This is a genomic window from Pantoea sp. X-Soil-TKNS-1207, from assembly GCF_059730485.1.
Genome location: NZ_AP035958.1, coordinates 854,309 through 878,953 on the forward strand (window position 1 = coordinate 854,309; position 24,645 = coordinate 878,953).

20 protein-coding genes are annotated in these 24,645 nt (G+C 58.1%); 10 read left to right on the forward strand and 10 right to left on the reverse strand.

Going from position 1 to position 24,645, the window contains the following annotated elements:
- Positions 1-16 precede the first annotated feature (16 nt).
- The 6 genes from folK to thpR form a co-directional block, all read right to left on the reverse strand.
- Positions 17-502, reverse strand: coding sequence for a 2-amino-4-hydroxy-6-hydroxymethyldihydropteridine diphosphokinase (folK, locus tag AC6I8V_RS03815; protein WP_497844602.1), 486 nt, complete (start codon positions 500-502; stop codon positions 17-19).
- Positions 499-1,911: a polynucleotide adenylyltransferase PcnB gene (gene pcnB / locus AC6I8V_RS03820; protein WP_497845757.1), complete on the reverse strand. Its 1,413-nt coding sequence runs from the start codon at positions 1,909-1,911 to the stop codon at positions 499-501. Before pcnB ends, folK begins: the two co-directional genes overlap by 4 nt.
- Positions 1,912-1,949: 38 nt before the next feature.
- A complete protein-coding gene (gene gluQRS, locus AC6I8V_RS03825; RefSeq protein ID WP_497845758.1) occupies positions 1,950-2,879 on the reverse strand; it encodes a tRNA glutamyl-Q(34) synthetase GluQRS in 930 nt (309 codons plus the stop codon).
- A 73-nt stretch (positions 2,880-2,952) separates the two neighbouring features.
- Positions 2,953-3,408, reverse strand: a complete 456-nt coding sequence (gene dksA, locus AC6I8V_RS03830; RefSeq protein WP_013507920.1) for an RNA polymerase-binding protein DksA — start codon at positions 3,406-3,408, stop codon at positions 2,953-2,955.
- A gap of 302 nt (positions 3,409-3,710) precedes the next feature.
- Positions 3,711-4,415, reverse strand: coding sequence for a DNA/RNA nuclease SfsA (gene sfsA / locus AC6I8V_RS03835; protein ID WP_497844603.1), 705 nt, complete (start codon positions 4,413-4,415; stop codon positions 3,711-3,713).
- Positions 4,416-4,955 carry an RNA 2',3'-cyclic phosphodiesterase gene (gene thpR, locus AC6I8V_RS03840; protein WP_497844604.1) on the reverse strand — a complete coding sequence of 180 codons (540 nt, stop codon included), beginning with the start codon at positions 4,953-4,955 and terminating at the stop codon, positions 4,416-4,418. It lies immediately after the preceding gene.
- Between the two features lie 36 nt (positions 4,956-4,991).
- On the opposite strand from thpR, the gene hrpB reads away from it, so the two are divergent.
- The 6 genes from hrpB to fhuB all read left to right on the forward strand — a co-directional run bounded on the left by hrpB (position 4,992) and on the right by fhuB (position 16,185).
- Positions 4,992-7,469 (forward strand): ATP-dependent helicase HrpB, encoded by a 2,478-nt coding sequence (hrpB, locus tag AC6I8V_RS03845; RefSeq protein ID WP_497844605.1) that lies wholly within the window; start codon positions 4,992-4,994, stop codon positions 7,467-7,469.
- Positions 7,470-7,566: 97 nt separating this feature from the next.
- Positions 7,567-10,068 (forward strand): bifunctional glycosyl transferase/transpeptidase, encoded by a 2,502-nt coding sequence (mrcB, locus tag AC6I8V_RS03850; RefSeq protein ID WP_497844606.1) that lies wholly within the window; start codon positions 7,567-7,569, stop codon positions 10,066-10,068.
- 206 nt (positions 10,069-10,274) lie between these two features.
- The gene (gene fhuA, locus AC6I8V_RS03855) at positions 10,275-12,485 is read left to right on the forward strand and encodes a ferrichrome porin FhuA (RefSeq protein ID WP_497844607.1); all 2,211 of its coding nucleotides are present in this window, start codon (positions 10,275-10,277) and stop codon (positions 12,483-12,485) included.
- 42 nt (positions 12,486-12,527) lie between these two features.
- Positions 12,528-13,322, forward strand: a complete 795-nt coding sequence (gene fhuC, locus AC6I8V_RS03860) for a Fe3+-hydroxamate ABC transporter ATP-binding protein FhuC (protein WP_497844608.1) — start codon at positions 12,528-12,530, stop codon at positions 13,320-13,322.
- Positions 13,323-13,330: 8 nt separating this feature from the next.
- The gene (gene fhuD, locus AC6I8V_RS03865) at positions 13,331-14,206 is read left to right on the forward strand and encodes a Fe(3+)-hydroxamate ABC transporter substrate-binding protein FhuD (protein ID WP_497844609.1); all 876 of its coding nucleotides are present in this window, start codon (positions 13,331-13,333) and stop codon (positions 14,204-14,206) included.
- The gene (gene fhuB, locus AC6I8V_RS03870; protein ID WP_497844610.1) at positions 14,206-16,185 is read left to right on the forward strand and encodes a Fe(3+)-hydroxamate ABC transporter permease FhuB; all 1,980 of its coding nucleotides are present in this window, start codon (positions 14,206-14,208) and stop codon (positions 16,183-16,185) included. The genes fhuD and fhuB overlap by 1 nt, the downstream gene beginning before the upstream one ends.
- 137 nt (positions 16,186-16,322) lie before the next feature.
- Here the strand turns inward: fhuB and hemL are convergent, their stop codons facing one another.
- Positions 16,323-17,603 (reverse strand): glutamate-1-semialdehyde 2,1-aminomutase, encoded by a 1,281-nt coding sequence (gene hemL / locus AC6I8V_RS03875; RefSeq protein WP_497844611.1) that lies wholly within the window; start codon positions 17,601-17,603, stop codon positions 16,323-16,325.
- Positions 17,604-17,824: 221 nt separating this feature from the next.
- Here hemL and erpA point away from each other — a divergent pair, with 221 nt between their 5' ends.
- Complete coding sequence (erpA, locus tag AC6I8V_RS03880) at positions 17,825-18,172, forward strand: iron-sulfur cluster insertion protein ErpA (RefSeq protein WP_497844612.1); 348 nt, start codon at positions 17,825-17,827, stop codon at positions 18,170-18,172.
- A 36-nt stretch (positions 18,173-18,208) separates the two neighbouring features.
- Here the strand turns inward: erpA and AC6I8V_RS03885 are convergent, their stop codons facing one another.
- From AC6I8V_RS03885 to mtnN, 3 genes are all read right to left on the reverse strand, one after another.
- Positions 18,209-18,460, reverse strand: coding sequence for a hypothetical protein (locus AC6I8V_RS03885; RefSeq protein ID WP_497844613.1), 252 nt, complete (start codon positions 18,458-18,460; stop codon positions 18,209-18,211).
- Positions 18,461-18,566: 106 nt separating this feature from the next.
- Positions 18,567-19,379 (reverse strand): vitamin B12 ABC transporter substrate-binding protein BtuF, encoded by an 813-nt coding sequence (gene btuF / locus AC6I8V_RS03890; RefSeq protein ID WP_497844614.1) that lies wholly within the window; start codon positions 19,377-19,379, stop codon positions 18,567-18,569.
- Positions 19,372-20,070, reverse strand: coding sequence for a 5'-methylthioadenosine/S-adenosylhomocysteine nucleosidase (gene mtnN, locus AC6I8V_RS03895; RefSeq protein ID WP_497844615.1), 699 nt, complete (start codon positions 20,068-20,070; stop codon positions 19,372-19,374). Before mtnN ends, btuF begins: the two co-directional genes overlap by 8 nt.
- Before the next feature lie 99 nt (positions 20,071-20,169).
- Here mtnN and dgt point away from each other — a divergent pair, with 99 nt between their 5' ends.
- The 3 genes from dgt to AC6I8V_RS03910 all read left to right on the forward strand — a co-directional run bounded on the left by dgt (position 20,170) and on the right by AC6I8V_RS03910 (position 24,645).
- Positions 20,170-21,663, forward strand: coding sequence for a dGTPase (gene dgt / locus AC6I8V_RS03900; protein WP_497844616.1), 1,494 nt, complete (start codon positions 20,170-20,172; stop codon positions 21,661-21,663).
- Positions 21,664-21,800: 137 nt separating this feature from the next.
- Positions 21,801-23,249, forward strand: coding sequence for a serine endoprotease DegP (gene degP, locus AC6I8V_RS03905; protein WP_497844617.1), 1,449 nt, complete (start codon positions 21,801-21,803; stop codon positions 23,247-23,249).
- Between the two features lie 238 nt (positions 23,250-23,487).
- Positions 23,488-24,645, forward strand: a complete 1,158-nt coding sequence (locus tag AC6I8V_RS03910; protein WP_497844618.1) for a CdaR family transcriptional regulator — start codon at positions 23,488-23,490, stop codon at positions 24,643-24,645.

The following is a 24,645-nucleotide window of genomic DNA, read 5'->3' on the forward strand; positions in this document are numbered from 1 at the left end:
GCGTGCGATTCTGGGGCTACTCAGCCCACAATCGAATCGCACTTTGATCGAGCGCTGCCAGCAGCGGAGCCAGCGGTTTTCCGCCCGGCAGGGTCAGCTGTGGCGCGATTTCCAGCAGCGGCAGCAGCATAAATGCACGGTTGTGCATGTCGTAATGCGGCACCGTCAGGCGCGGGGTGTTAATCACCGCGTCGCCGAACAGCAGGATATCCAGATCCAGGGTGCGCGGCCCCCAGCGTTCGGCTTTACGTACCCGGCCATGTTCCAGTTCGATGCGTTGGGTATGGTCGAGTAAAGTTTCCGCCGCGAGCGCGGTCTCCAGCGCGACCACCGCATTGAGGTAATCCGGCTGATCCGGTGGACCATAGGGTGGGGTGCGATACAGTGACGAGGTGGCTACCCGCGTGGTGTGCGGCAGTGCATCCAGCGCGGCGAGCGCTGCATCAACCTGATGCAGCGGATCGGCGAGGTTACTGCCTAACGCGAGGTAAACACGGGTCATGACGCGCTGTTGCTGCGCGGTGCGGTCGGACGGCGACGTGGGCGGCGCGGTTTGCGACGCGGGGCCGGATCGTCGCCCAGCGTATTCAGCATGTTTTTCTGCTGCGTCGGCGCGGCAGCCTGGAACTCGCCCCACCATTGGCTCAGGCGTTGCAGCTCCGGGTTATTCTCCACATCGGCACGCAGCGCCAGCAAATCGTAAGCGGCGCGGAATTTCGGGTGCTCCATCAGCTTCCACGCACGTTTGCCGTGGCGACGTGACATGCGCAGCTGCAACTGCCAGATATCGCGGATCAGCGTGGTGATACGCTTCGGAATCGCCAGCGCGCGGCAGGCTTCATCCAGCGTTTCGTTCATCGCCAGCGCAAAGGCGTCGTAGTAGGTCAGGCCGCTCTCCTGGGCAATCTGCTCGGCAGATTCCAGCTGCGGATACCAGAACATCGCGGCAAACAGGAACGCCGGATTGACGCGCATATCATTGTGAATGCGGGTATCGGTGTTTTTCAGCACCTGCGCCAGCATCCGCTCCATCGGGCTGTCGCTGTGCTCGGTGAAGCCGCGCGTCAGCGTTGGGAACAGCGGCTGGAACAGCTGATATTCCCGCATCATCTGATAGGTGCGGAAGCCGTAACCGGCCTGTAGCAGCTTCAGCGACTCTTCGAACATACGCGCTGGCGGGATGTCATTCAGCAGGGTCGCGAGGCGCGGGATCGGCTCCGCGGTCTCTGCGGCGATGCGCATCTCCAGCTTGGCGGCAAAACGCACCACGCGCAGCATACGCACCGGATCTTCGCGGTAGCGCGTTTCCGGGTCGCCAATCATGCGGATGATGCCTTGTTGCAGGTCCTGCAAACCACCGACGTAATCGCGTACCGTGAAATCCGCCACGCTGTAGTAGAGGCTGTTGATGGTCAGATCGCGACGCTGGGCGTCATCTTCAATGTTGCCGAAGATGTTGTCGCGCAGCAGCATACCGCTTTGCGCACGCTGCGAACTGTTACGATCGTCCTCTTCGCTCTCTTCAATCTGGTGATGACCACGGAAGGTGGCGACTTCAATCACCTCCGGGCCAAACATCACATGGGCCAGGCGGAAACGGCGTCCAACCAGACGGCAGTTGCGGAACAATTTACGCATCTGCTCCGGCGTGGCGTTGGTGGTGACATCGAAATCTTTCGGTTTTTTACCTAACAGCAAATCGCGCACGCCGCCGCCTACCAGATAGGCTTCGTAACCGGCTTTATTCAGGCGATACAGCACTTTGAGGGCATTTTCGCTGATATCTTTGCGTGAGATGTTGTGGCTTTCACGGGGAATGACGGTCATCAGACTTTCGGTTTCCACCTCTTCAGGCGCCTCCTCGTCACGCTTGAGGACTCTCCGGCAAAAATTAGCGACTCGGGTAAAAATGGGACACCTCGACAGTGACATTAATGGTGTTGGTAAAATCAGCGGCTAATCATAGCCTGTTGCGAACCATTTGAGAATGGCGATGTCGCCTCATCCGGCTTCAGGGCGTTTTCCAGCGGGATCAAACGGATATTCCACTGCGCGATGGCCTGTTTCAGCAGGGTTTCCAGCGATTCATCCTGCCATCCGGTTGCAACCGGCTGACCTAAAAAGCGTAGCGCCTGCACCAGCAGCGGCCGGGCATCGCCCGCAGGCAGCGCAGGCGCGTGGTTTTGCTTCGACAATTTGTTGCCATCCGCGTTCACCGCCAGCGGCAAATGCAGGTACGCCGGTAGCGGCCAGCCAAACTGCTGATAGAGCGCAATCTGACGTACCGTGGGTTCAATCAAATCGGCGCCACGCACAATTTCCGTGACGCCCTGAAAATGGTCATCCACCACCACCGCCAGATTGTAGGCGAACAGGCCATCGCGGCGATGAATAATGAAATCTTCCTGCGCCAGCCGTGTATCGGCCAGCAGATGACCACGCAGGCGATCGTCAAAGCCGTATACCGGCGTATGCTGACGCAGGCGCAGCGCGGCGTTTTCCGCGCCGAGCTGCAAATCGCGGCAGTGACCATCGTAAAAGCCGCCCAGCTGCTGAATGCGACTGCGCGTGCAGCGACAAAAATAACTTTGCCGCTGTTCACGCAGCCAGTTCAGCGCCTCACGGTACGCCTCATGACGTTGCGACTGCCACAGCACCTCACCATCCCAGAGCAATCCATACTGTTCGAGCTGTTGCAGAATGCGTGTGGCGGCACCCGGTACTTCACGGGGCGGATCGATATCTTCGATACGCACCAGCCAGCGACCCTGCTGCGCACGCGCACTCAGGTAACTGCCTAACGCGGCAATCAGCGAGCCAAAATGGAGTTCACCAGAGGGAGAGGGGGCAAAACGCCCAATACAGGGAAGGGTCGACATCGTCATAAGGTGCACCGCACGGCGGGAAAACAGTGGTTTTCCCTGCTGTGCGGCGACAGTCTGTTCACGGCCATTAGCCAGCCATCTGCTTCTCGCGGATTTCTGCCAGCGTCTTGCAGTCAATGCAGAGATCGGCAGTCGGACGCGCTTCCAGACGACGAATACCAATTTCCACACCGCAGGATTCGCAGTAGCCGAAATCGTCATCTTCCACTTTCTTCAGCGTCTTCTCGATCTTTTTGATCAGCTTACGCTCACGATCGCGGTTACGCAGTTCCAGGCTGAATTCCTCTTCCTGCGCGGCACGGTCAACCGGGTCCGGGAAGTTAGCGGCTTCATCCTGCATATGCGACACAGTACGGTCGACTTCATCCCTGAGTTGATTGCGCCAGGCTTCCAGAATCTTGCGGAAATGGCTCAGCTGGGCTTCGTTCATATACTCTTCGCCCGGTTTCTCCTGATACGGCTCCACCCCAGCGATGGCGAGGATACTCAGGGACGATGTTTTACGGTTTTGCCCTTCTTGCATGTTGTTTCTCCTGGATAACACGCACTACCCGTCATATTTCAAGCTGCATGCGCGTTGGCTGCGCTCATTCACCCCCGTCGCTTACTGATGTAAGCGCAGGGATTCACTCCCTTGCCACCTTCCTGCAACTCGAACTCTTCAGGGTTTATCGATTCCCAACAGGGAAAAAAACAGGCCGCTATAAATAGCAGAAGCAGTCAACGTTGGCAATTATTCATGATCGCACCTTGACAAGCCTGTGAGGAACAGCGTATTTAGCGCACCGCTCGGAACATTCCTATCACAACAAATTGCTAAGAATATTACAACTCTACCCTTATCGGTTGTGTCAGTAACATTTTTAGCGGGGAGATGTGAGCCTGATACGCCAATACTTCCACGCCACACCGCTGCGCCTGCACCAGTAGTTCTGCGTATTGCGCGTCAATATGGCGCGCCGGGGAGACGTCCTCAATCCCCGTATGCAAAACGGCAAACAACAAAACGGCCCGATGGCCTTCTGCCGCGATTTGACTCAGTTCGCGCAGATGCTTTTGCCCCCGAACCGTCACCGCATCCGGAAAATAGCCTTTACCATGCTGTAAAAGGGTGACGGACTTGACTTCAATATAGCAGTTCGATCTACCCTCCGCCCGCAACAGGAAGTCAATTCGGCTTTTTTCCGTGCCATATTTCACCTCAGGCTGGCAGTGGCTATAAGCGGATAATTCCGGAATCGTATCCGCCATCAGCGCCTCTTTAACCAGCTGATTGGCGCGCAGCGTGTTGACGCAGATCCAGTGCCCCTGCCGGGTCTCGGTCAGTTCCCAGCTGTGGGGATATTTACGCGTCAGGCTGTCCGAGGTGGAGTACCACACGGTATCGCCTGGCGTGGCACAGCCGGTCATCGCGCCAGTATTGGCACAGTGGATGGTCAGGGTTTCGCCTTCGGGGGTGATCACATCCGCTAAGAAACGCTTATAGCGGGCAATTAAACGGGCCGGTTTCAGCGGCGGGGAGAAAAGCATTCAGTCTCCTGTCGGGGCAGATAACGGCCAGCGCGCCAGCGCCTGGTAGCGGGTGCGGCCTTGCTCAAAGCGCGAGGCAAAGAGCGCAAAATGGCTGACATCAATGCGCCAGTGAAAACCGCGCGGCGGCAGCGCCACTTTATGCATGGCGTTGCGCAGCAGGGTGATATGCGGATGAAACGAAGGGCCGTTCTGCGCACAGCCATGCCGTGCCGCCTGCGCGCGCAGCAGATTCGCCAGTTGCAGCAAACCGCGTGGCGGGCGCTGGCAACCGAGCCATACCACGCCTGGTCGCGGCCAGTGACCGGCATCATCTAAATCGACCTGAAATCCCGGTTGCGTAATGCGCGCCGCCAGCTGTTGCAGGCGCTGCGAGGTTTCATCGCTAACGTCACCGAGAAACGCCAGCGTCAGGTGCAGATTCGCCGCCGCAATCGGTCGGCCGGCATCCTCGGCAAAGGTCTCCGCCCGCCAGCGCACCAGCTGCTGTTGCAGCGGGGCGGGCAGTTCAAGAGCAAAAAACAGGCGTTGCGTTGCCATAGAGGCCTCCGGTAATACGCGCCGGGGAGTGCTACAATGCGCGCCATCTTAGCACAGGCGGAAACGGAGTTGAGTGTGAGTGAGTTACCGGTAAGTGAGGTGCTGCCTGAACTGCTGGCCGCGCTGGCGCAGTCGCCGCAGGTGCTGCTGGCGGCGCCGACCGGCGCAGGCAAATCCACCTGGCTGCCTTTACAGCTGCTGCAACAGGCGCAGCTGCCCGGACGCATCATTATGCTGGAGCCGCGTCGGCTGGCGGCGCGCAACGTGGCGCAGCGGCTGGCTGAGCTGCTCGGCGAGCAACCGGGCGAGACCGTCGGCTACCGTATGCGCGGTGAAAACTGCTGCGGCGCCCATACCCGGCTGGAGGTGGTCACCGAAGGCATTCTGACGCGGATGCTGCAAAACGATCCGATGCTGGATGGGGTTGCGCTGGTGATCCTCGATGAATTTCATGAACGCAGTTTGCAGGCCGATCTGGCGCTGGCGCTGCTGCTGGATGTGCAGCAGGGATTGCGTGATGACCTGAAAATTCTGCTGATGTCGGCAACCTTAGATAACCAGCGCCTGCGCACCCTGCTGCCGGACGCCCCCTTTATCGCTTCGCAGGGCCGCAGTTTTCCGGTTATGCGTCGCTACGCTTCGCTGAATAATCAGCTGCGATTTGAAGAAGCGGTGGCACGGGAAGTGGCGCAGCTGCTGCGCGAAGAGAGCGGTTCACTGCTATTGTTTTTGCCGGGCGTGGCGGAAATCGAACGGGTAAAACGCGAGCTGGAAGCGCGGGTTAGCGAAGATGTTGACCTTTCTCCTTTATATGGGGCGCTATCGCTGGATGCGCAGCGCCGGGCGATTCTGCCGTCGCCAGCGGGCCGCCGTAAAGTGGTGCTCGCTACCAATATCGCGGAAACCAGCCTGACCATTGAAGGTATCCGGCTGGTGGTGGATAGCGCGCTGGAGCGTGCGGCGCAGTTTGATGCCCGCAGCGGCGTCACGCGTTTGCAGACGCAGCGCATCAGCCAGGCGTCGATGACGCAGCGCGCCGGACGTGCCGGGCGCCTGGAGCCAGGCATCTGCCTGCATCTGCTGCCGCAGGAGCAGGCGTTACGGGCGGCGGCGCAGAGCGAACCGGAAATCCTGCACAGCGACCTCGCCGCGCTGCACATCGAGCTGCTGCAATGGGGCTGCCAGGATGTGGCGCAGCTGAGCTGGCTGGATGTGCCACCTGCGCGCCATCTGCGCGCCGCGCGTGAGCTGCTGACCCGACTGGCGGCGCTGGATGAGGCCGGACGGTTAACCGCCACTGGCCGCAAAATGGCGCAGCTTGGCAGCGATCCGCGTCTCAGCGCGATCTTATGCGCCGCCGGGCAGGATAAAGAGGCCATTGCCAGCGCCGCGCTGCTGGTGGCGATTCTGGAAGATCCGCCTCGCAGCGGCAGTGCCGACCTGCGTGATGCGCTGCATCGACCGCAAGCGCACTGGCAGCGCCGCGCGCGCCAGTGGCAAACGCGCCTCAATGCCAGCGGCGGCAAGCCCGATGCTGACCGGTTTGCGGCGTTGCTGGCGGCGGGATTTGCCGACCGGCTGGCGCAGCGCCGTGGCAACAGCGCGCGTTATCAGCTGGCGAACGGCATCGGCGCGATGCTGGATGAACAGGATGGCTTAAGCCGCAGCGAATGGCTGATTGCCCCGGCCCTGTTGCAGGGGGCCAGTGCGGCGGATGCGCGGATGCTGCTGGCGTTACCGGTCGATATTGATCAACTGCGCCAGCACTCCCCGCAACTGGTGGAGCAACGCACCGATGTTGAATGGGATGAAGAGAAAGCCACGCTGCGCGCCTGGCGGCGTGAGGTGATTGGCGCGCTGGTCCTGAAAGCGCAGCCGCTGGCCCGTCCGGAAGCGGAGGTGTTACACGCGGCGATGCTACGCTGGATCCGTGAAAAAGGGTTGTCGGTGCTGGGCTGGACGCCGGAAGCGGAGCAGCTGCGGCTGCGTCTGCACTGCGCCGCACAGTGGCTGGCGGAGGATAACTGGCCGTTGCTCGACGACGAAACCTTACTCGATTCGCTGGAAAGCTGGCTGTTGCCGGAGATGGGTGCGGTGCGAGATTTGAAAGGCTTGCAGAGCGTCAATCTTGTCAGCGCATTATTACATTTGCTGACATGGTCACAACGTCAGCGGCTGGATAGTGTGCTGCCAACTCATTACACTGTGCCGACCGGAAGTCGCCTGCCGATCCGCTATGACGCGGAGAAGCCGCCCGCGCTGGCGGTGCGTATTCAGGAGATGTTTGGTGAAGCGCGCAATCCGGCGGTCGCCGAAGGGCGAGTGCCGCTGGTGCTGGAGTTGCTGTCACCGGCGCATCGACCGTTGCAGATCACCCGTGATCTGGCCGCGTTCTGGCGCGGTGCCTGGCCCGAAGTGCAGAAAGAGATGAAAGGGCGTTATCCCAAACACCTCTGGCCGGATGATCCGGCCAACGCCTTACCAACAAGGCGGACCAAAAAATTTTCATCGTGACGCCAACTGGAGAGAATTCAGAGGGTTCTGCCATGCGCAGCACGAGAAAGCAGTTAGAGTAACGGCGCAGCCGTAGCTATGCCTGGAGAATAAAAGCATGTCTGGGAACGATCGCGAACCGATTGGGCGCAAGGGAAAACAGCCCAAACCGCCGCGCAGCACCGCGCGCCGGGGTCGCCGCAGGGAACTTGATGATGATATCGATCAGGACGATTTTGATGATGACGAGGAGAGTGAGCCAGTGCCACGTAAAGGTAAAGGAAAGCGTCCGCCACGCGGTAAACGTCGCTGGTTAGGCTGGTTCATCAAGCTTTTCCTGGTATTTGTTGTTGTGATGGCGGCCTGGGGCGTCTATCTCGACTCCGAAATCCGCAGCCGTATCGACGGTAAAGTGTGGCAGCTGCCTGCCACCGTATATGGCCGTATGGTCAGCCTCGAACCGGGAATGGCGTACGACAAAAAAGAGATGATTGCGCTGCTGGAAGGCACGCAATATCGCGAAGTGTCGCGCATTACCCGCCCTGGCGAGTTCAGCGTGAAGGGCAACACCATCGACCTGCTGCGTCGTCCGTTTGATTTTCCGGACAGCAAAGAAGGGCAGATCCACGCGCGTATGACCTTCAGCAGCAGCGAGCTGAGCGAGATTAAAAACCTCGATACCGGACGTGATTTTGGCTATTTCCGCCTCGATCCCCGTCTGATCACCATGTTGCAGTCGCCGAACGGTGAGCAGCGTCTGTTTGTGCCGCGCGCCGGTTTCCCGGATCTGCTGGTTGATACGCTGATCGCCACCGAAGACCGTCACTTCTATGAGCACGATGGCATCAGCCCGTACTCTATTGGTCGTGCGTTCCTCGCGAACATCACCGCCGGTAAAGCGGTGCAGGGCGGCAGTACGCTGACGCAGCAGCTGGTGAAAAACCTGTTCCTCACCAACGAGCGTTCGCTGTGGCGTAAAGCGCGTGAAGCCTATATGGCGGTGATCATGGATGCGCGCTACAGCAAGGATCGCATTCTGGAGCTGTACCTCAACGAGGTGTATCTCGGCCAGGCCGGTAACGATCAGATCCGCGGCTTCCCGCTGGCGAGCCTGTACTACTTCGGGCGTCCGGTGGAAGAACTGAGCCTCGACCAGCAGGCAATGCTGGTGGGGATGGTGAAAGGGGCGTCGCTGTACAATCCGTGGCGTAACCCGCAGCTGGCGCTGGAGCGTCGTAACCTGGTGCTGCGTCTGCTGCAACAGCAGAAGATCATCGATGAAGATCTGTACAACATGCTGTCGGCCCGTCCGCTTGGCGTGCAGCCGAAAGGCGGGGTGATCACGCCGCAGCCGGCCTTTATGCAGATGGTGCGTAACGAGTTGCAGGCCAGGCTCGGCGATAAAGTGAAAGATCTCTCCGGCGTGAAGATCTTCACCACCCTCGATCCGATCTCGCAGGATGCGGCGGAAAAAGCGGTTGAAGACGGTATCCCGACGCTGAAAAAACAGCGTGGCCTGAAAGATCTGGAAACCGCGATGGTGGTGGTGGATCGTTTCAGTGGTGAAGTCCGCGCTATGGTTGGCGGCTCCGATCCGCAGTTCGCGGGTTACAACCGTGCGTTGCAGGCGCGTCGTTCCATCGGCTCGCTGGCAAAACCGGCAACCTATCTGACCGCGCTGAGCCAGCCGAATTCTTATCGTCTCAACAGCTGGATCGCCGATGAACCTATCGCGCTGAAACAGCCGAACGGCACCATCTGGAAGCCGCTCAATGACGATCGTCGCTTCAGCGGCAAAGTGATGCTGGTGGATGCGCTGACCAACTCCATGAACGTGCCGACGGTTAACCTCGGTATGACGATGGGGCTGGATTCGGTGGTGGATACCTGGAGCAAACTCGGGGTGCCGAAAGATCAGCTGCATCCGGTACCGGCGATGCTGCTCGGGGCGCTTAACCTGACGCCGATTGAAGTGGCGCAGGCGTTCCAGTCCATCGCCAGTGGCGGCAACCGTGCTGAGCTGTCGGCGGTGCGTTCGGTGATTGCGGAAGATGGCACGGTAATGTACCAGAGCTATCCGCAGGCCCAGCGTGTGGAACCGGCGCAGGCGGCGTATCTGACGCTGTATACCATGCAGCAGGTGGCGGATCACGGTACGGCACGGGCGCTGGGCGCGCGTTTCCCGAATGCGCACCTGGCAGGCAAAACCGGTACCACCAACGACCTGATCGACAGCTGGTTTGCCGGTGTTGATGGCAAAGAAGTGGCGATCACCTGGGTTGGCCGCGACAACAACCAGACCACCAAACTGTACGGTGCCAGCGGTGCGATGCAGCTCTATCGCCGCTATCTGGATAACCAGGCGCCGATGCCGCTGGTGCTGACGCCGCCGGAAGATATCACCCAGATGAACGTCGATTCCGCCGGGAACTTTGTCTGCGGCAGCGGCAGCAGCACCTGGCGCTCGCTGCCGGTGTGGACGCTCGATCCGAACTCGCTGTGCCAGCAGCAACAACAGCAGGTCCAGCAGCAGCAACAGTTGCAACAGCAGCAGCAACAAGAGCAGAAAGACAGCAACGGTGTCGCTGGCTGGATCAAAGAGATGTTCGGCAACAACTAAGTGGCTGAATCTTAAAAAAGGGTGCTCCGGCACCCTTTTTTTATGTCTGTTTTTCCTGAAACAAAATGAGCGAACTTGCGCCAAACGCACCGCCATCAGGCATTACATCTTGCGGATCTTGCAGCGTTTCGCCTAAAATCCAACCTTCATAATAATCATTCTCGTTTACATTCGCCTGCACCGATAACTTTTCGAGAGATCCTCAAATGAATGCGCGTACTACCTTTCCTTGTTACCTGCGTGGCGTCCCTACCAAACGCCCGCTCGCTTTATTAATTTCCTTAACCCTGGGCACCCTTAGCGCCCATGCGCTGGCAGAAGATACCGTGGTGGTTAGCGCTGATGGCGGCAATGCCGTCACTCAGGAAAGCGCCTGGGGACCGGCACCGACTATCGCCGCGAAACGCAGTGCGACCGGCACGAAAACCGATACGCCAATTGAGAAAAACCCGCAGTCGGTTTCTGTGATTACACGGCAGGAATTAGACACTCGCCAACCCAACTCAGTTAAAGAGGCGCTGGCTTACACTCCGGGCGTAATGAGTGGCACGCGTGGTTCATCTAACACTTACGATCAAGTGATCATTCGCGGTTTCTCATCCAGCGGGCAGAACCAAAATAACTATTTAGATGGCCTGAAGATGCAGGGCAACTTCTATAACGATGCGGTCATCGATCCCTATATGCTTGAGCGTATAGAAGTCCTGCGTGGCCCAACGTCTGTCCTGTACGGCAAGAGTAATCCCGGTGGCATTATCACCATGGTCAGTAAGCGTCCAACCACTGAACCGCTTCGCGAAGTGCAGTTCAAAATGGGTACGGACAATTTGATGCAAACCGGCTTCGACTTCAGCGATGCGCTGGATGATAACGGCGAGTTTTCTTACCGTTTGACAGGTATGGCGCGTTCTAATAACGACCAGCAGGTGAATGCGAAGCAAAAACGCTATGCCATTGCGCCGTCTTTTACCTGGCGTCCAAATGATCGTACCAGCTTCACCTTTCTTTCATATCTGCAAAATGAACCGGAAACCGGTTACTACGGCTGGTTGCCGGTAGAAGGCACGGTAAAACCTCTGCCTGATGGCAGCCGTCTGCCAACGAATTTCAATGAAGGCGCCTCTAACAATACCTATTCCCGCTCTGAGCGAATGGTTGGCTACGCCTTTGAGCATAGTTTTGATGATACTTTCACGGTCAGGCAGAACCTGCGTTTCACCGAAATGAAAACCGCGCAGAACAGTGTTTACGGCCAGGGCATTTGTACTGCGTCGAGTTGCCCAACGGTACCGGTTGCCGAACTTGACCATACCTTAGTTCGTAATACCGTGGTTGATCATGAACGTTTGCAGAACTTCGCTGTGGACACGCAGCTGGAGAGCAAGTTTGGCACTGGCGATGTACAGCATGTGTTGCTGACCGGGGTAGATTTCCAGCGTATGCGTAATGATATCAGCGCAACTTTCGGATCTGCCACGCCAATGGATCTTTATAATCCCCAGCATGACGATTTCGATTTCGGATCTGCCGCACCTTATCAGCTCAACGAAATGAAGCAGACGGGTCTTTACGTGCAGGATCAGGCGGAATGGAATAAGTGGCTCCTGACCCTGGGTGGTCGTTATGACTGGCTGGAGCAAAACAGCGTTGTGCGTAGCGACAACGGTAGTGTCTCTCGCAACGACAGTCAGTTTACCTGGCGTGGCGGTATTAACTACCTGTTTGATAATGGCATCACGCCATACTTCAGCTATAGCCAGTCCTTTGAGCCGAATGACTTCGATCTGTTTAGCACTCCACGCCAGAGCTTCGCGCCTTCCAAAGGCGAACAATACGAAGTGGGCGTGAAATACGTGCCAAAAGATCGTCCGATTGTATTGACTGCCGCACTCTATAATCTGACGAAAACCAATAACCTGACTGCAGATCCTAATAATGGTTTACAGCAGGTTCCGGCTGGCGAAATTCGCGCACGAGGCGCGGAGCTGGAAGCAAAAGCCGCTGTCAGTTCTAACGTTAACATGACCGCCTCTTACACCTATACCGATGCGGAATACACCAAAGACACCACCCTGAAAGGGAATACTCCCGTGCAGGTGCCAAAACAGATGGCATCACTGTGGAGCGATTATACCTTCCACGAAGGGGCGCTGAGTGGACTGAGCGTTGGCGCTGGTGGTCGCTTCATTGGTTCAAGTTATGGCGACCCGGCAAATACCTTTAAAGTCGGCAGCGCCACCGTCATGGATGCGATGGTGAAATATGATTTGGGCCGCATTGGGCTTTACGGTTCAAGTGTTGCCTTAAACGTTAATAACCTGCTCGACCGTGAATATGTCGCAAGCTGCTTCCAGACATACGGTTGTTTCTGGGGCGCAGGCCGCCAGGTGGTTGCTACGGCGACCTTCCGTTTCTGATAGAAAAGGGCGCGATCTGCGCCCGTAACTCCAGGGATTACCATGCAGCATCCGCACCACGAAGAGACCACCTTTACGCTCGAAAACGTCAGCTTTAGCGTGCCCGGACGCACGTTGCTGCATCCGCTCTCTCTCACCTTCGCGCCGGGCAAAGTGACGGCCTTAATTGGTCATAACGGGTCCGGGAAATCCACGTTGCTGAAAATGCTGGGACGCCATCAGGCCGCCAGTGAAGGCCGCGTGTTGCTGAATGGTGAGGCGGTGGAGCAGTGGGGCAGCAAGGACTTTGCCCGTCAGGTGGCCTATCTGCCACAGCAGTTACCGGCGGCGGAAGGGATGACGGTGCGCGAGCTGGTGGCGATTGGTCGTTATCCGTGGCACGGCGCGCTGGGTCGCTATGGTCAGGAAGATCGTGACCGCGTAGAAGAGGCGATTGCCCTGGTGGGGCTGAAGCCGTTTGCCGGGCGTCTGGTGGATAGTCTGTCCGGCGGCGAACGTCAGCGCGCCTGGCTGGCGATGCTGGTGGCGCAAAACAGCCGCTGCCTGCTGCTGGATGAACCCACTTCGGCGCTGGATATCGCGCATCAGGTTGAAGTGCTGGCATTGATTCAGCGTCTCAGCCAGCAGCGGGGCTTAACGGTGATCGCGGTGCTGCATGATATCAATATGGCGGCACGCTATTGTGACCAGCTGGTGGCGTTACGGGGCGGTGAAATGATTGCCGAAGGGGGACCGGAGGTGATCATGCAGCCTGAGGTGCTGGGCAGTATCTACGGTATTCCAATGGGGATTCTGCCCCATCCGCAGGGCGGTGCGCCCGTCAGTTTCGTTTACTGAGGCACGCGATGCTCGATATTTCACGACGCCGCCTGCTGGCGGCGCTGGCGCTCTCGCCATTACTCAGGATGGCGCCGCTGGCTGCCGCGCTGCCGGATACGCAGCGCATTCTGGCGCTGGAGTGGCTGCCCACCGAGTTGCTGATGGCGCTCGGAGTGGCACCGCTGGGTGTCGCCGATATGCCTAACTATCGCATCTGGGTCGGCGAACCAGCGCTACCGGCTGGCACCGTCGATCTCGGTCTGCGTACCGAACCCAATCTGGAGTTGATGACTCAGCTCCAGCCCTCGCTGATTCTGCGTTCCAATGGTTACGGCTCGGCGGAGAATCTGAGCCGTATCGCGCCAGTGATGGGATTTGATTTGAACAGCGGCGACGGCAAACCGCTCAGCACTGCGCGCACTTCGCTGCACGCGCTGGCTGCGCGCATTGGTCGTGAGGCACAGGCGGTGCAGCATTTGCAGTATGTCGATGGCGTGCTGGCTGCGGCGCGCGAGCGTCTCAGGCCGTGGGCGGGCCGACCGATTCTGCTGATGTCGCTGCTCGATAGCCGCCATGCCATTACCTTCGGTAAGAACAGCCTATTTCTTGAAGTGATGGAGCACCTCGGGCTGCAAAGCGCCTGGCAGGGGGAAACTAACTTCTGGGGCAGCGCGGTGATCGGGCTGGAGCGGCTGGCGGCGGTTGGTGACGTGCCGGTGATCTGCTTCGGCCATGACAATGAGATGCAGATGCAGGAAGTGATGGCCACGGCGCTATGGCAGGCGCTGCCGTTTGTGCGCGCCGGGCGTTTTCAGCGCGTACCGGCCGTCTGGTATTACGGCGCCACTTACTCGGCACTGAAATTTGTCCGCGTGCTGGAACACGCGCTGGAGTCGCACTGATGCGCAATCGTCTTTTTCCTGTCGCGCTATTGAGTGCGCTGTTTCTGCTGGCGCTGGCCTTAACCGTGGTGAACCTGCGTCAGGCGCTGCCGATGGCGCAGTGGGCGCAGGCGTTTGTCGCGCCGGACATCAACAATATCCAGCAGGTGGTGTTTCATCACAGCCTGTTGTCGCGGCTGGCGCTGTCGCTGCTGGTGGGGGCCGGACTGGGCCTTGCCGGTTTGCTGTTTCAGCAGGTGCTGCGGAATTCGCTGGCGGAACCCACCACCCTTGGCGTCTCATCCGGCGCTCAGCTTGGCTTAACGGTCGCGACCCTGTGGCAGCTGCCCGGCGGTGCGCTGACGCAGCAGTTTGCGGCGTTAGGCGGCGCAGTGGTGGTTGGCATTCTGGTATTTGGCGTCGCCTGGGGCAAACGTCTGTCGCCGGTGACGCTGATTCTGGCGGGGCTGGTGCTCAGCCTGTATGCCGGAGCGGTTAACCAGATCTTCGCCATCTTCAATCATGACCAGTTGCAGAATATGTTTCTGTGGAGCACTGGCGCGCTCAACCAGCTGGATGGGCACAACGTTGCTCTGCTGTGGCCGCGTCTGCTGCTGGCGTTTGTGCTGGCGCTGGCCTTGCTGCGTCCGCTGACGCTAATGGGGCTGGACGATGGCGTGGCGAAAAACCTCGGCCTGGCGCTATCGCTGGCGCGTGTCGCGTCGCTGGCACTGGCGATCCTGCTCAGCGCCCAGCTGGTGAACGTGGCGGGGATTATCGGTTTTATCGGCTTGTTTGCGCCGCTACTGGCGAAGATGCTGGGCGGCCGCCGTCTGATCAGCCGGATGTTTCTGGCCCCGCTGATTGGTGCGCTGCTGCTGTGGCTGGCGGATCAATGCGTGGTGTGGCTGACTCAGCACTGGCGTGAAGTCTCCACCGGGACAGCGACGGCGCTGATTGGCGTACCGATTCTGCTGTGGCTGCTGCCGCGCCTGCGTACCGGTTCGGTGCCTCCGCTGCTCAATCAGGGCGATAACGTCCCCGCTGAACGTCAGGCCGTGCTGCGCTGGTGTCTGTGCGGCGTGCTGGTTCTGGCGCTGCTCAGTCTGGTGGGGGTGACTTTTGGTCGCGATGCGCACAGCTGGGTATGGGTGAGCGGCGATATGCTGCACCAGCTGCTGCCGTGGCGTGCACCGCGCGTGCTGGCTGCGCTGGTGGTGGGCCTGATGCTTGGCGTGGCAGGCGCGCTGATTCAGCGCTTAACCGGCAACCCGATGGCCAGCCCGGAAGTGCTGGGCATCAGTTCCGGTGCGGCCTGTGGCGTTGTCGTTATGATGTTTTTCGTGCCGGGCAATGCGGTTGCCTGGCTGCTGCCCGCTGGCGCAATCGGCGCTGCGGTCACCCTGCTGACCATCATGCTGGTGGCCAGCCGGGGCGGCTTCTCGCCGGAGCGGATGCTGCTGGCGGGGATGGCACTGAACAGCGCCTTTGTGACTTTGCTGATGCTGTTACTGGCGAGCGGCGATCCGCGTATGGGCGGTTTGCTGAGCTGGATTTCCGGATCGACCTACAACATCACGATGACGCAGGCGATACAAAGCGCGGTCTGTGCCGTGGTGCTGGTGGCGCTGGCTCCGCTGGCAAGCCGCTGGCTTACGCTGCTGCCGCTGGGTAGCGCGACGGCGCGATCGGCGGGTATGAGGCTGACGACTTCGCGTCTGAGTCTGCTGCTGCTGGCGGCGGCGCTGACGGCGACGGCCACCCTGACTATCGGGCCATTGAGTTTTGTGGGGCTGATGGCGCCGCATATCGTGCGGATGCTCGGCTTCCGCCGTGCGCTGCCGCAGGTGCTGATGGCCGGTCTGCTGGGGGCGGGTTTGATGGTGTTTGCCGACTGGTGCGGACGTATGCTGGCGTTTCCGAATCAGATCCCGGCCGGGTTGATGGCGACCTTCTTTGGCGCACCGTACTTTATCTGGTTGCTGCGGCGGGTAAGGTAAACGTAGCTACCGTCATGATCGTCAATTGCGGCGGTGCGGATAAATCCGCCCCCTACGACAGGGGCGTAGGGGGAGGCATGAAAATCGTGCCGCGACGGATCAGTGCAGATGAGGGCGCCTTGCGGCGCCCTGTTTACTTACAGCTGGGCAAAGCAGCGACGCGCGGCATCGATGGTGCGCTGAATATCTTCCTGGCTGTGCGCCAGCGACATAAAGCCCGCCTCGAAGGCGGAAGGCGCGAGATAGACCCCCTCCTGCAACATCAGATGGAAGAAACGCTTAAAGCGCTCCACATCGCACTGCGTCACGTCCTGATAGCAGGTCACGCTGTCGGCATCGGTAAAGAACAGACCAAACATGCCGCCAACGTGGTTAACCACCAGCGGGATGTTTTCAGCCTGCGCCGCCGCCAGCAGGCCTTCCGCCAGCTGAGTGGTCAACCCGGTCAGGGTTTCATGCGTACCCGGCTGGGCAATCTGCGTCAGGCAGGCAATACCGGCAGCCATGGCAATCGGGTTGCCGGACAGCGTACCCGCCTGGTAAACCGGGCCGGTGGGTGCCAGCGCTTCCATCACGTCACGACGACCACCAAACGCGCCCACCGGCATACCGCCGCCGATGATTTTGCCCAGGCAGGTCAGATCCGGCGTGACCTCGTAGTACGCCTGCGCGCCGCCCAGCGCCACGCGGAAGCCGGTCATCACTTCGTCGATGATCAGCAGCGCGCCGAACTCGTCGCACAGCGCGCGCAGGCCTGGCAGGAAGTCCGGCTGCGGCGGAATGCAGTTCATGTTACCCGCGACCGGCTCCACGATGATGCAGGCGATATCCTGCGGATACTGTTCGAACGCGCTGCGTACCGAAGCCAGATCGTTGTAGGTGCAGGTCAGGGTATGTTTGGCGAAATCCGCCGGTACGCCCGGTGAGTTTGGCTGGCCGAGGGTCAGCGCGCCGGAGCCGGCTTTTACCAGCAGGCAGTCGGCATGGCCGTGGTAGCAGCCTTCAAATTTGATGATCTTGTCGCGATGGGTAAAACCACGCGCCAGACGAATGGCACTCATGGTGGCTTCGGTGCCGGAGTTGACCATACGCACCATGTCCATGCTCGGCACCAGCTCGCAAACCAGCTGCGCCATTTTGACTTCCATCTCGGTCGGTGCGCCAAAGCTCAGGCCGCGTGAGGCCGCTTCAATCACCGCGTTACGGATGGTGGCGTTGTTATGACCCAACACCATCGGACCCCACGATCCGACATAGTCGATATAGGCTTTGCCATCGGCATCATATAACCAGGCGCCCTCAGCGCGTTCAATGAACAGCGGCACGCCGCCCACACCGGTAAAGGCTCGTACCGGGGAGTTCACACCGCCAGGGATTAGGCGTTGCGCTTCGGCATACAGGTTTTCTGACTTACTCATTCTTCGGCTCCTGCTGTTCTGGAAAAAATCTGGCGTCATTCTACGGGAAGATCCGCCTGGGGTGAAAGGCAGCTGGGCGCTAAAGCCGTCTCATGGCTATACTTTAATACATAACAGGCGGCACGCAGTGCGAAGGGCAGCACTTGATTGCACTGTGCGGCTGGCAGATAATAGCGTAATTGAGGTCGTTTTCTGACCTGGACGTTTACCCGGAGTAAAAGATGAGTGACGATGTAGCAGCACTGCCTTTGCAATTCACCGATGCAGCAGCCAAAAAAGTGAAAAATCTGATCGCGGATGAAGAGAATCCCGAACTGAAACTGCGTGTATACATCACCGGTGGCGGTTGTAGCGGCTTCCAGTACGGTTTCACTTTCGACGATCAAATGAATGACGGCGATATGACCATCGAAAAACAGGGTGTGTCGCTGGTGGTAGACCCGATGAGCCTGCAATACCTGGTGGGGGGTTCGGTGGATTACACCGAAGGCCTGGAAGGTTCACGTTTCATTGTTACCAACCCGAACGCCAAAACCACCTGCGGCTGCGGTTCTTCCTTCAGTATCTGATTTCCCTCTGGCCGCCGTCCTGGCGGCCATTTACTGCTACCACTCAATGGTCACTAAGCGCGACGTTTCGTGGCGCTTTGCATCACTGGTTAACGTACTTTGCGTCACGCGTGGCTGCGTACTGAAATGGCGACCGCAATCAATGGCAGGCAGGGATTGCACGCCAGGGCGGGAGATATTGCAGCGAGAGAATAGCGTTAGCGAGACGGCAATAGAGCCGGTGGTTGATGCCGCACCGAGAGGTCCGGCGATCACAAGCCCTATGGCCAGCAGCATAGCTCTGGTCATGATGAATTCCTGGTGAAGTCAAAAATGCGCTTTGCGCAAAAAGGGCACAGAGCATACGTGGCCGCCGTGCCTTGTTACTTGATTAACGACAATCTTTGCTGATTCTTTAGTCGTTTTTGGTGCTGATTTTCGCCGGATGCAGTGTCGCACACAGCTGTTGCGCCGCCAGGAGCAACCGCGGGCCGGGTCGGCTCAGCCAGTCATCATTAATCGCAATCACCGGCACCTGTAACTGCGGTTGCCAGAATTGCGCGATGCTCTTTGCCTGCGCGGCATTGCCGCCCATAACGATTGCCTGTGGATGGCGCATCAGTACCTGTTCGCGGCTGACCTGCGGCCAGCTCACCGTGCTGTCGGCGAAGATATTGCGTCCTCCGCACAGTTCAATCACTTCATTTTGTAGCGTGTTGCGTGACGCGGTAAACAGCGGCTGCTGACCAAATTGCAAAAATATCCGGACCGGCGTTTGCTGTTGATATTGCTGACGCAGACGATGCTCCTCGTTGCGCAGCGCCTGAGCGGCCTGTACCGCCTGCTGGGGCTGCGGACTCCAGCGTTGCAGATCGCTCAGCGCATCAATCATCTGATCAATGGTCTGCGGATCGATCCACGCCACCTTAATACCTAAGCGTTGCAGTTGTTCGACCTGGCGTTGCGGGTTGCCGCCGCGCCAGGCCAGCACCACATCCGGCTTGAGCTGCGCAATGCGTTCAATGCGGATGCCCTGCCAGTTCGCCACCTGCTCCAGTGATTTTGCCCCGGCCGGATAATCGGACCAGGCGCTGACCGCCACCGGCGTAATACCGGCGGCAAAAGCCAGTTCCGTCAGATGCGGCGCGAGGGTGATAACGCGCGGCGCGGCGGCCAGCCCGCTGCTGCAAAACAGCAGCAGCCCGGCCAGCAGAACCGATTTAACCATGTGCCAGATGAGCCAGCAGATTTTCAACCATCAGGGATGATTGCTGCGCGGCGACGCTGAGGAACTCGTCGAAGCTGAGATGCGATTGCTGATCGGCAACGTCAGAGATGGCGCGAACCACCACAAACGGCACCCCGAACTGATGGCAAACATGACCAATCGCCGTGGCTTCCATCTCTACCGCAATCGCCTGTGGGAAGGTGCTGCGGATGCGGGCCAGGGGGGCCGCACCGTTAATAAAGGCATCGCCGCTGACTACCAGGCCACGTACCGCATTGAGATCCAGCTGTTTGATCACCTGCTCGGCGGCGGCGATCAGTTTCTCGTCAGCAATAAAAGCGGGCGGGCAACCGGCCATCTGACCCGGCTCGTAACCGAAGGCGGTGACGTCAGCATCGTGATAACGCACTTCGTCAGAGACCACGATATCACCCACTTTCAGGGTGGAGGCCAGGCCACCGGCCGAACCGGTGTTGATCACCACGTCCGGTTTGCACAGCTCCAGCAGCAGCGTGGTGCCGAGTGCGGCGGCGGTTTTACCAATGCCCGATTTCAGCAGAGCAACCTCAACGCCATTCAGCGTGCCAGTGTAAATTTCGCACCCGGCCAGCGTCAGCGTCTGACGGTTTTCAATTTTGTCACGCAGCAGGGTAACTTCCTGCTCCATCGCGCCAATAATGCCTGCTTTCATAGAAGAGTCTCGCTAATGTTGTGGATGTAAACCGCAAAAGTGAGGCATAGTCTATCATGGCTGTCTGAGGAAGAATTCACGAAAAAATAAGGGGTAATTATGGCGACGATCAATTTCAGGAAGAAGATCAGTTTCACGCGTCCATATACCAGCCGCAAAGATCCCGAAGGGGAATACTTTATTACCCGCCATTTTGAGAGCGATCGCGGACGTATTATTAACTCCGCCGCGATTCGTCGTCTGCAACAAAAAACCCAGGTATTTCCGCTGGAGCGAAATGCGGCGGTGCGTTCGCGCCTAACCCATTCGCTGGAAGTGCAGCAAACCGGACGTTATATCGCGAAAGAGATCCTGCAAACCCTGAAAACCCAGGGTGGCGGGCTGGCGAATTACGGGCTGGATGAACTGGAAGGCGCGTTTGAAAGCCTGATTGAGATGGCTTGTCTGCTGCACGATGTCGGCAATCCACCCTTTGGCCACTTTGGCGAAGCCGCCATTAACGACTGGTTCGATGATAATTTACCGGCTGAACTGGTCGATCCGCTGGTGGCCGGGGTGGAAGATGATGAACAACGCGCCGATTTTGACCGCCTGAATGCAATGATTCGTCAGGATTTGTGCCACTTCGAGGGCAATGCGCAGGCGATTCGCATGGTCCATACCCTGTTGCAGCTGAATCTCAGCTACGCACAGGTGGCCTGTATTTTAAAATATACCGCCCCGGCCTGGTGGCAGGGCGATAAACCGGCCGAATTCAGCGTATTAATGAAAAAGCCGGGATTCTATTTATCCGAAAGGGAATATGTCGCTGATCTACGAGAGGCGACCAATATTAAAGAACATCATCGCTATCCGCTGACCTGGATAATGGAAGCCGCCGACGATATCTCTTATTGCATCGCCGATCTGGACGACGCGGTAGAGAAAGATATCTTTAATGTCGACACGCTGTACGATTATTTACTGAAAGCCTGGGGACCAGTAAAAACCGGTGATGCGTTCAGTCGTACCATTGGTGAAGCCTGGCGAGAGTCCTGCCAGAAAAAACGGCGCAGCAAGGGCGATCAGTTCTTTATGTCGCTACGTGTTAACGTGCAAAATGTGTTAGTCGGCCATGCGGTACGCCGTTTTATTGATAACTTACCGGCTATTTTTGAAGGGAATTTTAACCACGCCTTGCTCGAGGATGATGGTGAAGAAGGGCGTCTGCTGAAGTTATTTAAGACCGTAGCGCGTCAGCAGGTGTTTAATCACCCGGAAGTCGAGCAACTGGAATTGCAAGGCTATCGGGTAATTAAAGGGTTACTGGAAATTTATCAGTCATTGATGGCGCTGGATTATGAACAGTTCACCACCCTAATGAATGATGACTTTTTGCCTAAACATCCGATTGAAACGCGGCTGTTCCATAAACTTTCTGGAAAACATCGCAAAGCATATCAGCAAAAAATGCGCGCGCTGATTGTGGCGCACAAATATGAACGCCTGCTGTGGGAGCGTTATTATCGCTCGCGTCTGATTCAGGACTATATCAGTGGCATGACCGATCTTTATGCCTGGGATGAGTACCGTCGTTTGATGGCGGTGGAATAAGCGAAGTTTTGTAAAGGCGCAGAATAATTTTTTACTTTTACCCAAAACTTTATCAGGAACTTCGCGCTAAAAATTTAATCTCACCATCACGACCACAGCAATGGTCTGGACGTAAATCTTAAATGAGACACAGACGAATGAAAAAAAGCACATTAATGTTGAGTGCGCTGGCGCTTAGTCTGGGCATGGCGTTAAGCCCTGTCAGTGTTTTCGCGGCGGAGACAGCTTCCTCCTCCAGTCAACAGTTGCCCAGCCTTGCACCGATGCTGGAAAAAGTGATGCCTTCCGTAGTGAGTATCAGTGTGGAAGGGAGCACCACGGTGAAGACGCCGCGTATGCCGCAGCAATTCCAGCAGTTCTTTGGTGATAACTCACCGTTCTGCCAGGACGGCTCGCCGTTCCAGAATTCACCGATGTGTCAGGGCGGTGGCGGCGATAGCGAAGGCGGTGGCGGCGGTGGTGAAAACACCCAGCAGCAGAAATTCCGCGCACTGGGTTCTGGCGTGGTGATCAACGCTGAGAAAGGCTATGTGGTGACCAACAACCACGTAGTTGATAACGCCACGAAAATTCAGGTGCAGCTGAGCGATGGCCGTCGCTATGACGCGAAGGTGATTGGCAAAGATCCGCAGTCGGATATTGCCCTGATCCAGCTGAACGATGCGAAAAACCTGACGGCGATTAAGATTGCCGATTCTGACGAACTGCGCGTCGGCGATTATACCGTTGCGATTGGTAACCCGTACGGCCTCGGCGAAACCGTAACCTCGGGCATTGTTTCGGCGCTGGGTCGTAGCGGCCTCAACGTCGAAAACTACGAAAACTTTATCCAGACCGATGCCGCGATTAACCGTGGTAACTCTGGTGGCGCATTGGTGAACCTGAACGGTGAGCTGATTGGGATCAATACCGCGATCCTGGCGCCGGACGGCGGCAACATCGGCATTGGTTTCGCCATCCCAAGTAATATGGTGAAAAACCTTAGCGCGCAGATGGTGGAATACGGCCAGGTGAAACGCGGCGAGCTGGGCATTATGGGTACCGAGCTGAACTCCGAGCTGGCGAAAGCGATGAAAGTCGATGCGCAGCGCGGTGCCTTTGTAAGCCAGGTGCTGCCAAACTCGGCCGCCGCGAAAGCCGGTATCAAAGCCGGTGATGTGGTGGTATCGATGAATGGCAAGCCGTTGACCAGCTTCGCGGCGCTGCGTGCTGAAGTCGGCTCACTGCCGGTTGGCACCAAGCTGCAACTTGGCCTGCTGCGTGACGGCAAACCGGTGAGCGTCACTGTTGAGCTGCAACAAAGTACCCAGGCTAAAGTGCAGTCCGCCACCATCTACACCGGCATCGAAGGTGCGGATCTGAGCAACGTTGACAGCAACGGCCAGAAAGGCGTGCGTGTTGATAGCGTGAAACCGGGTAGTGCTGCGGCGCGCATCGGCCTGAAAAAAGGCGATGTGATCCTCGGCGTGAACCAGCAGGCGGTGGCGAATCTGGGCGAATTACGCAAGATCCTCGACACCAAACCCTCAGTGCTGGCTCTGAACGTGCAGCGCGGCGACAGCAGCCTGTACCTGTTGATGCAGTAATCTCTGTAGCGTTAAGCAAAAGCGGACTTCGGTCCGCTTTTTTTTGGGGCTTTCTGCGCATCAATTCGCATCTTGCGTCATTGATAAATCTGTCGGGGCGGTATTGATGCTGACCTGGCCCTGAATGTGACCTCTCCCGCAATTCCCGCATTCTCCATCTGGCTATGTGCAGTTGCACAATGTCAGTGACCAGGTGGACGCGTATTCTGGCTCCTCATCCTTTTCCCTGGAGTGATTGATGGCCACCTATCATCTCGATGCGCGACTTGCGCAGGATATTGTTGCCCGCACCATGAAAATTATTGATAGCAATGTCAACGTGATGGATGCCCGTGGCCGCATTATCGGCAGTGGCGATCGTGAGCGTATTGGCGAATTGCACGAAGGTGCGTTGCTGGTGCTGTCGCAGGGGAGGGTGGTGGATATTGACGAAGCGGTGGCAAAACATCTGCATGGCGTTCGGCCGGGCATTAACCTGCCGCTGCGCATCGATGGTGAAATCGTTGGGGTGATTGGCCTCACCGGGCAGCCGGTGGCACTGCGCCATTACGGCGAACTGGTCTGTATGACGGCAGAGATGATGCTGGAGCAGGCGCGGTTGCTGCATATGCTGGCTCAGGATAGCCGTCTGCGTGAGGAGCTGGTGCTCAATCTGGTGCGGAGCGAAACGCTGTCGCCAGCGCTGAGCGAATGGGCGCAGCGGCTCGGCATCGATCTCAACCAGCCCCGTGTGGTAGCGGTGGTGGAGGTAGATAGTGGTCAGCTCGGCGTGGATAGCGCTATGTCTGAGTTACAGCAGCTGCAAACGCTGCTCACCACCCCCGAACGCGATAACCTGATCGCCATCGTCTCGCTCACTGAAATGGTGGTGCTGAAACCGGCGCTGAATACCCACGGTCGTTACGATCAGGACGATCATCGCCGCCGGGTAGAACAACTGTTGCAGCGTATGAAGGAGAGCGGCCATCTGCGGATGCGCATTGCGCTCGGCAACTATTTTACCGGACCTGGCAGCATCGCGCGTTCGTATCGTACCGCCCGCACCACCATGATGGTCGGCAAGCAACGTATGCCGGAGCAGCGCAGCTATTTCTATCAGGACCTGGTGCTGCCGGTGCTGCTCGATAGTCTGCGTGGGGGCTGGCAGGCCAATGAACTGGCCCGTCCGCTGGCGAAGCTGAAGAACATGGATAACAATGGGTTACTGCGTCGCACCTTAATCGCCTGGTTCAGCCATAACGTGCAGCCCAGCGCGACGGCTCGCGCGCTCTTTATTCACCGCAACACGCTGGAATACCGCCTGAACCGTATCTCCGAGCTGACCGGTCTGAATCTGAGCAACTTTGACGATCGTCTGCTGTTGTATGTCGCGCTGCAACTGGACGAGCAAGCCTGA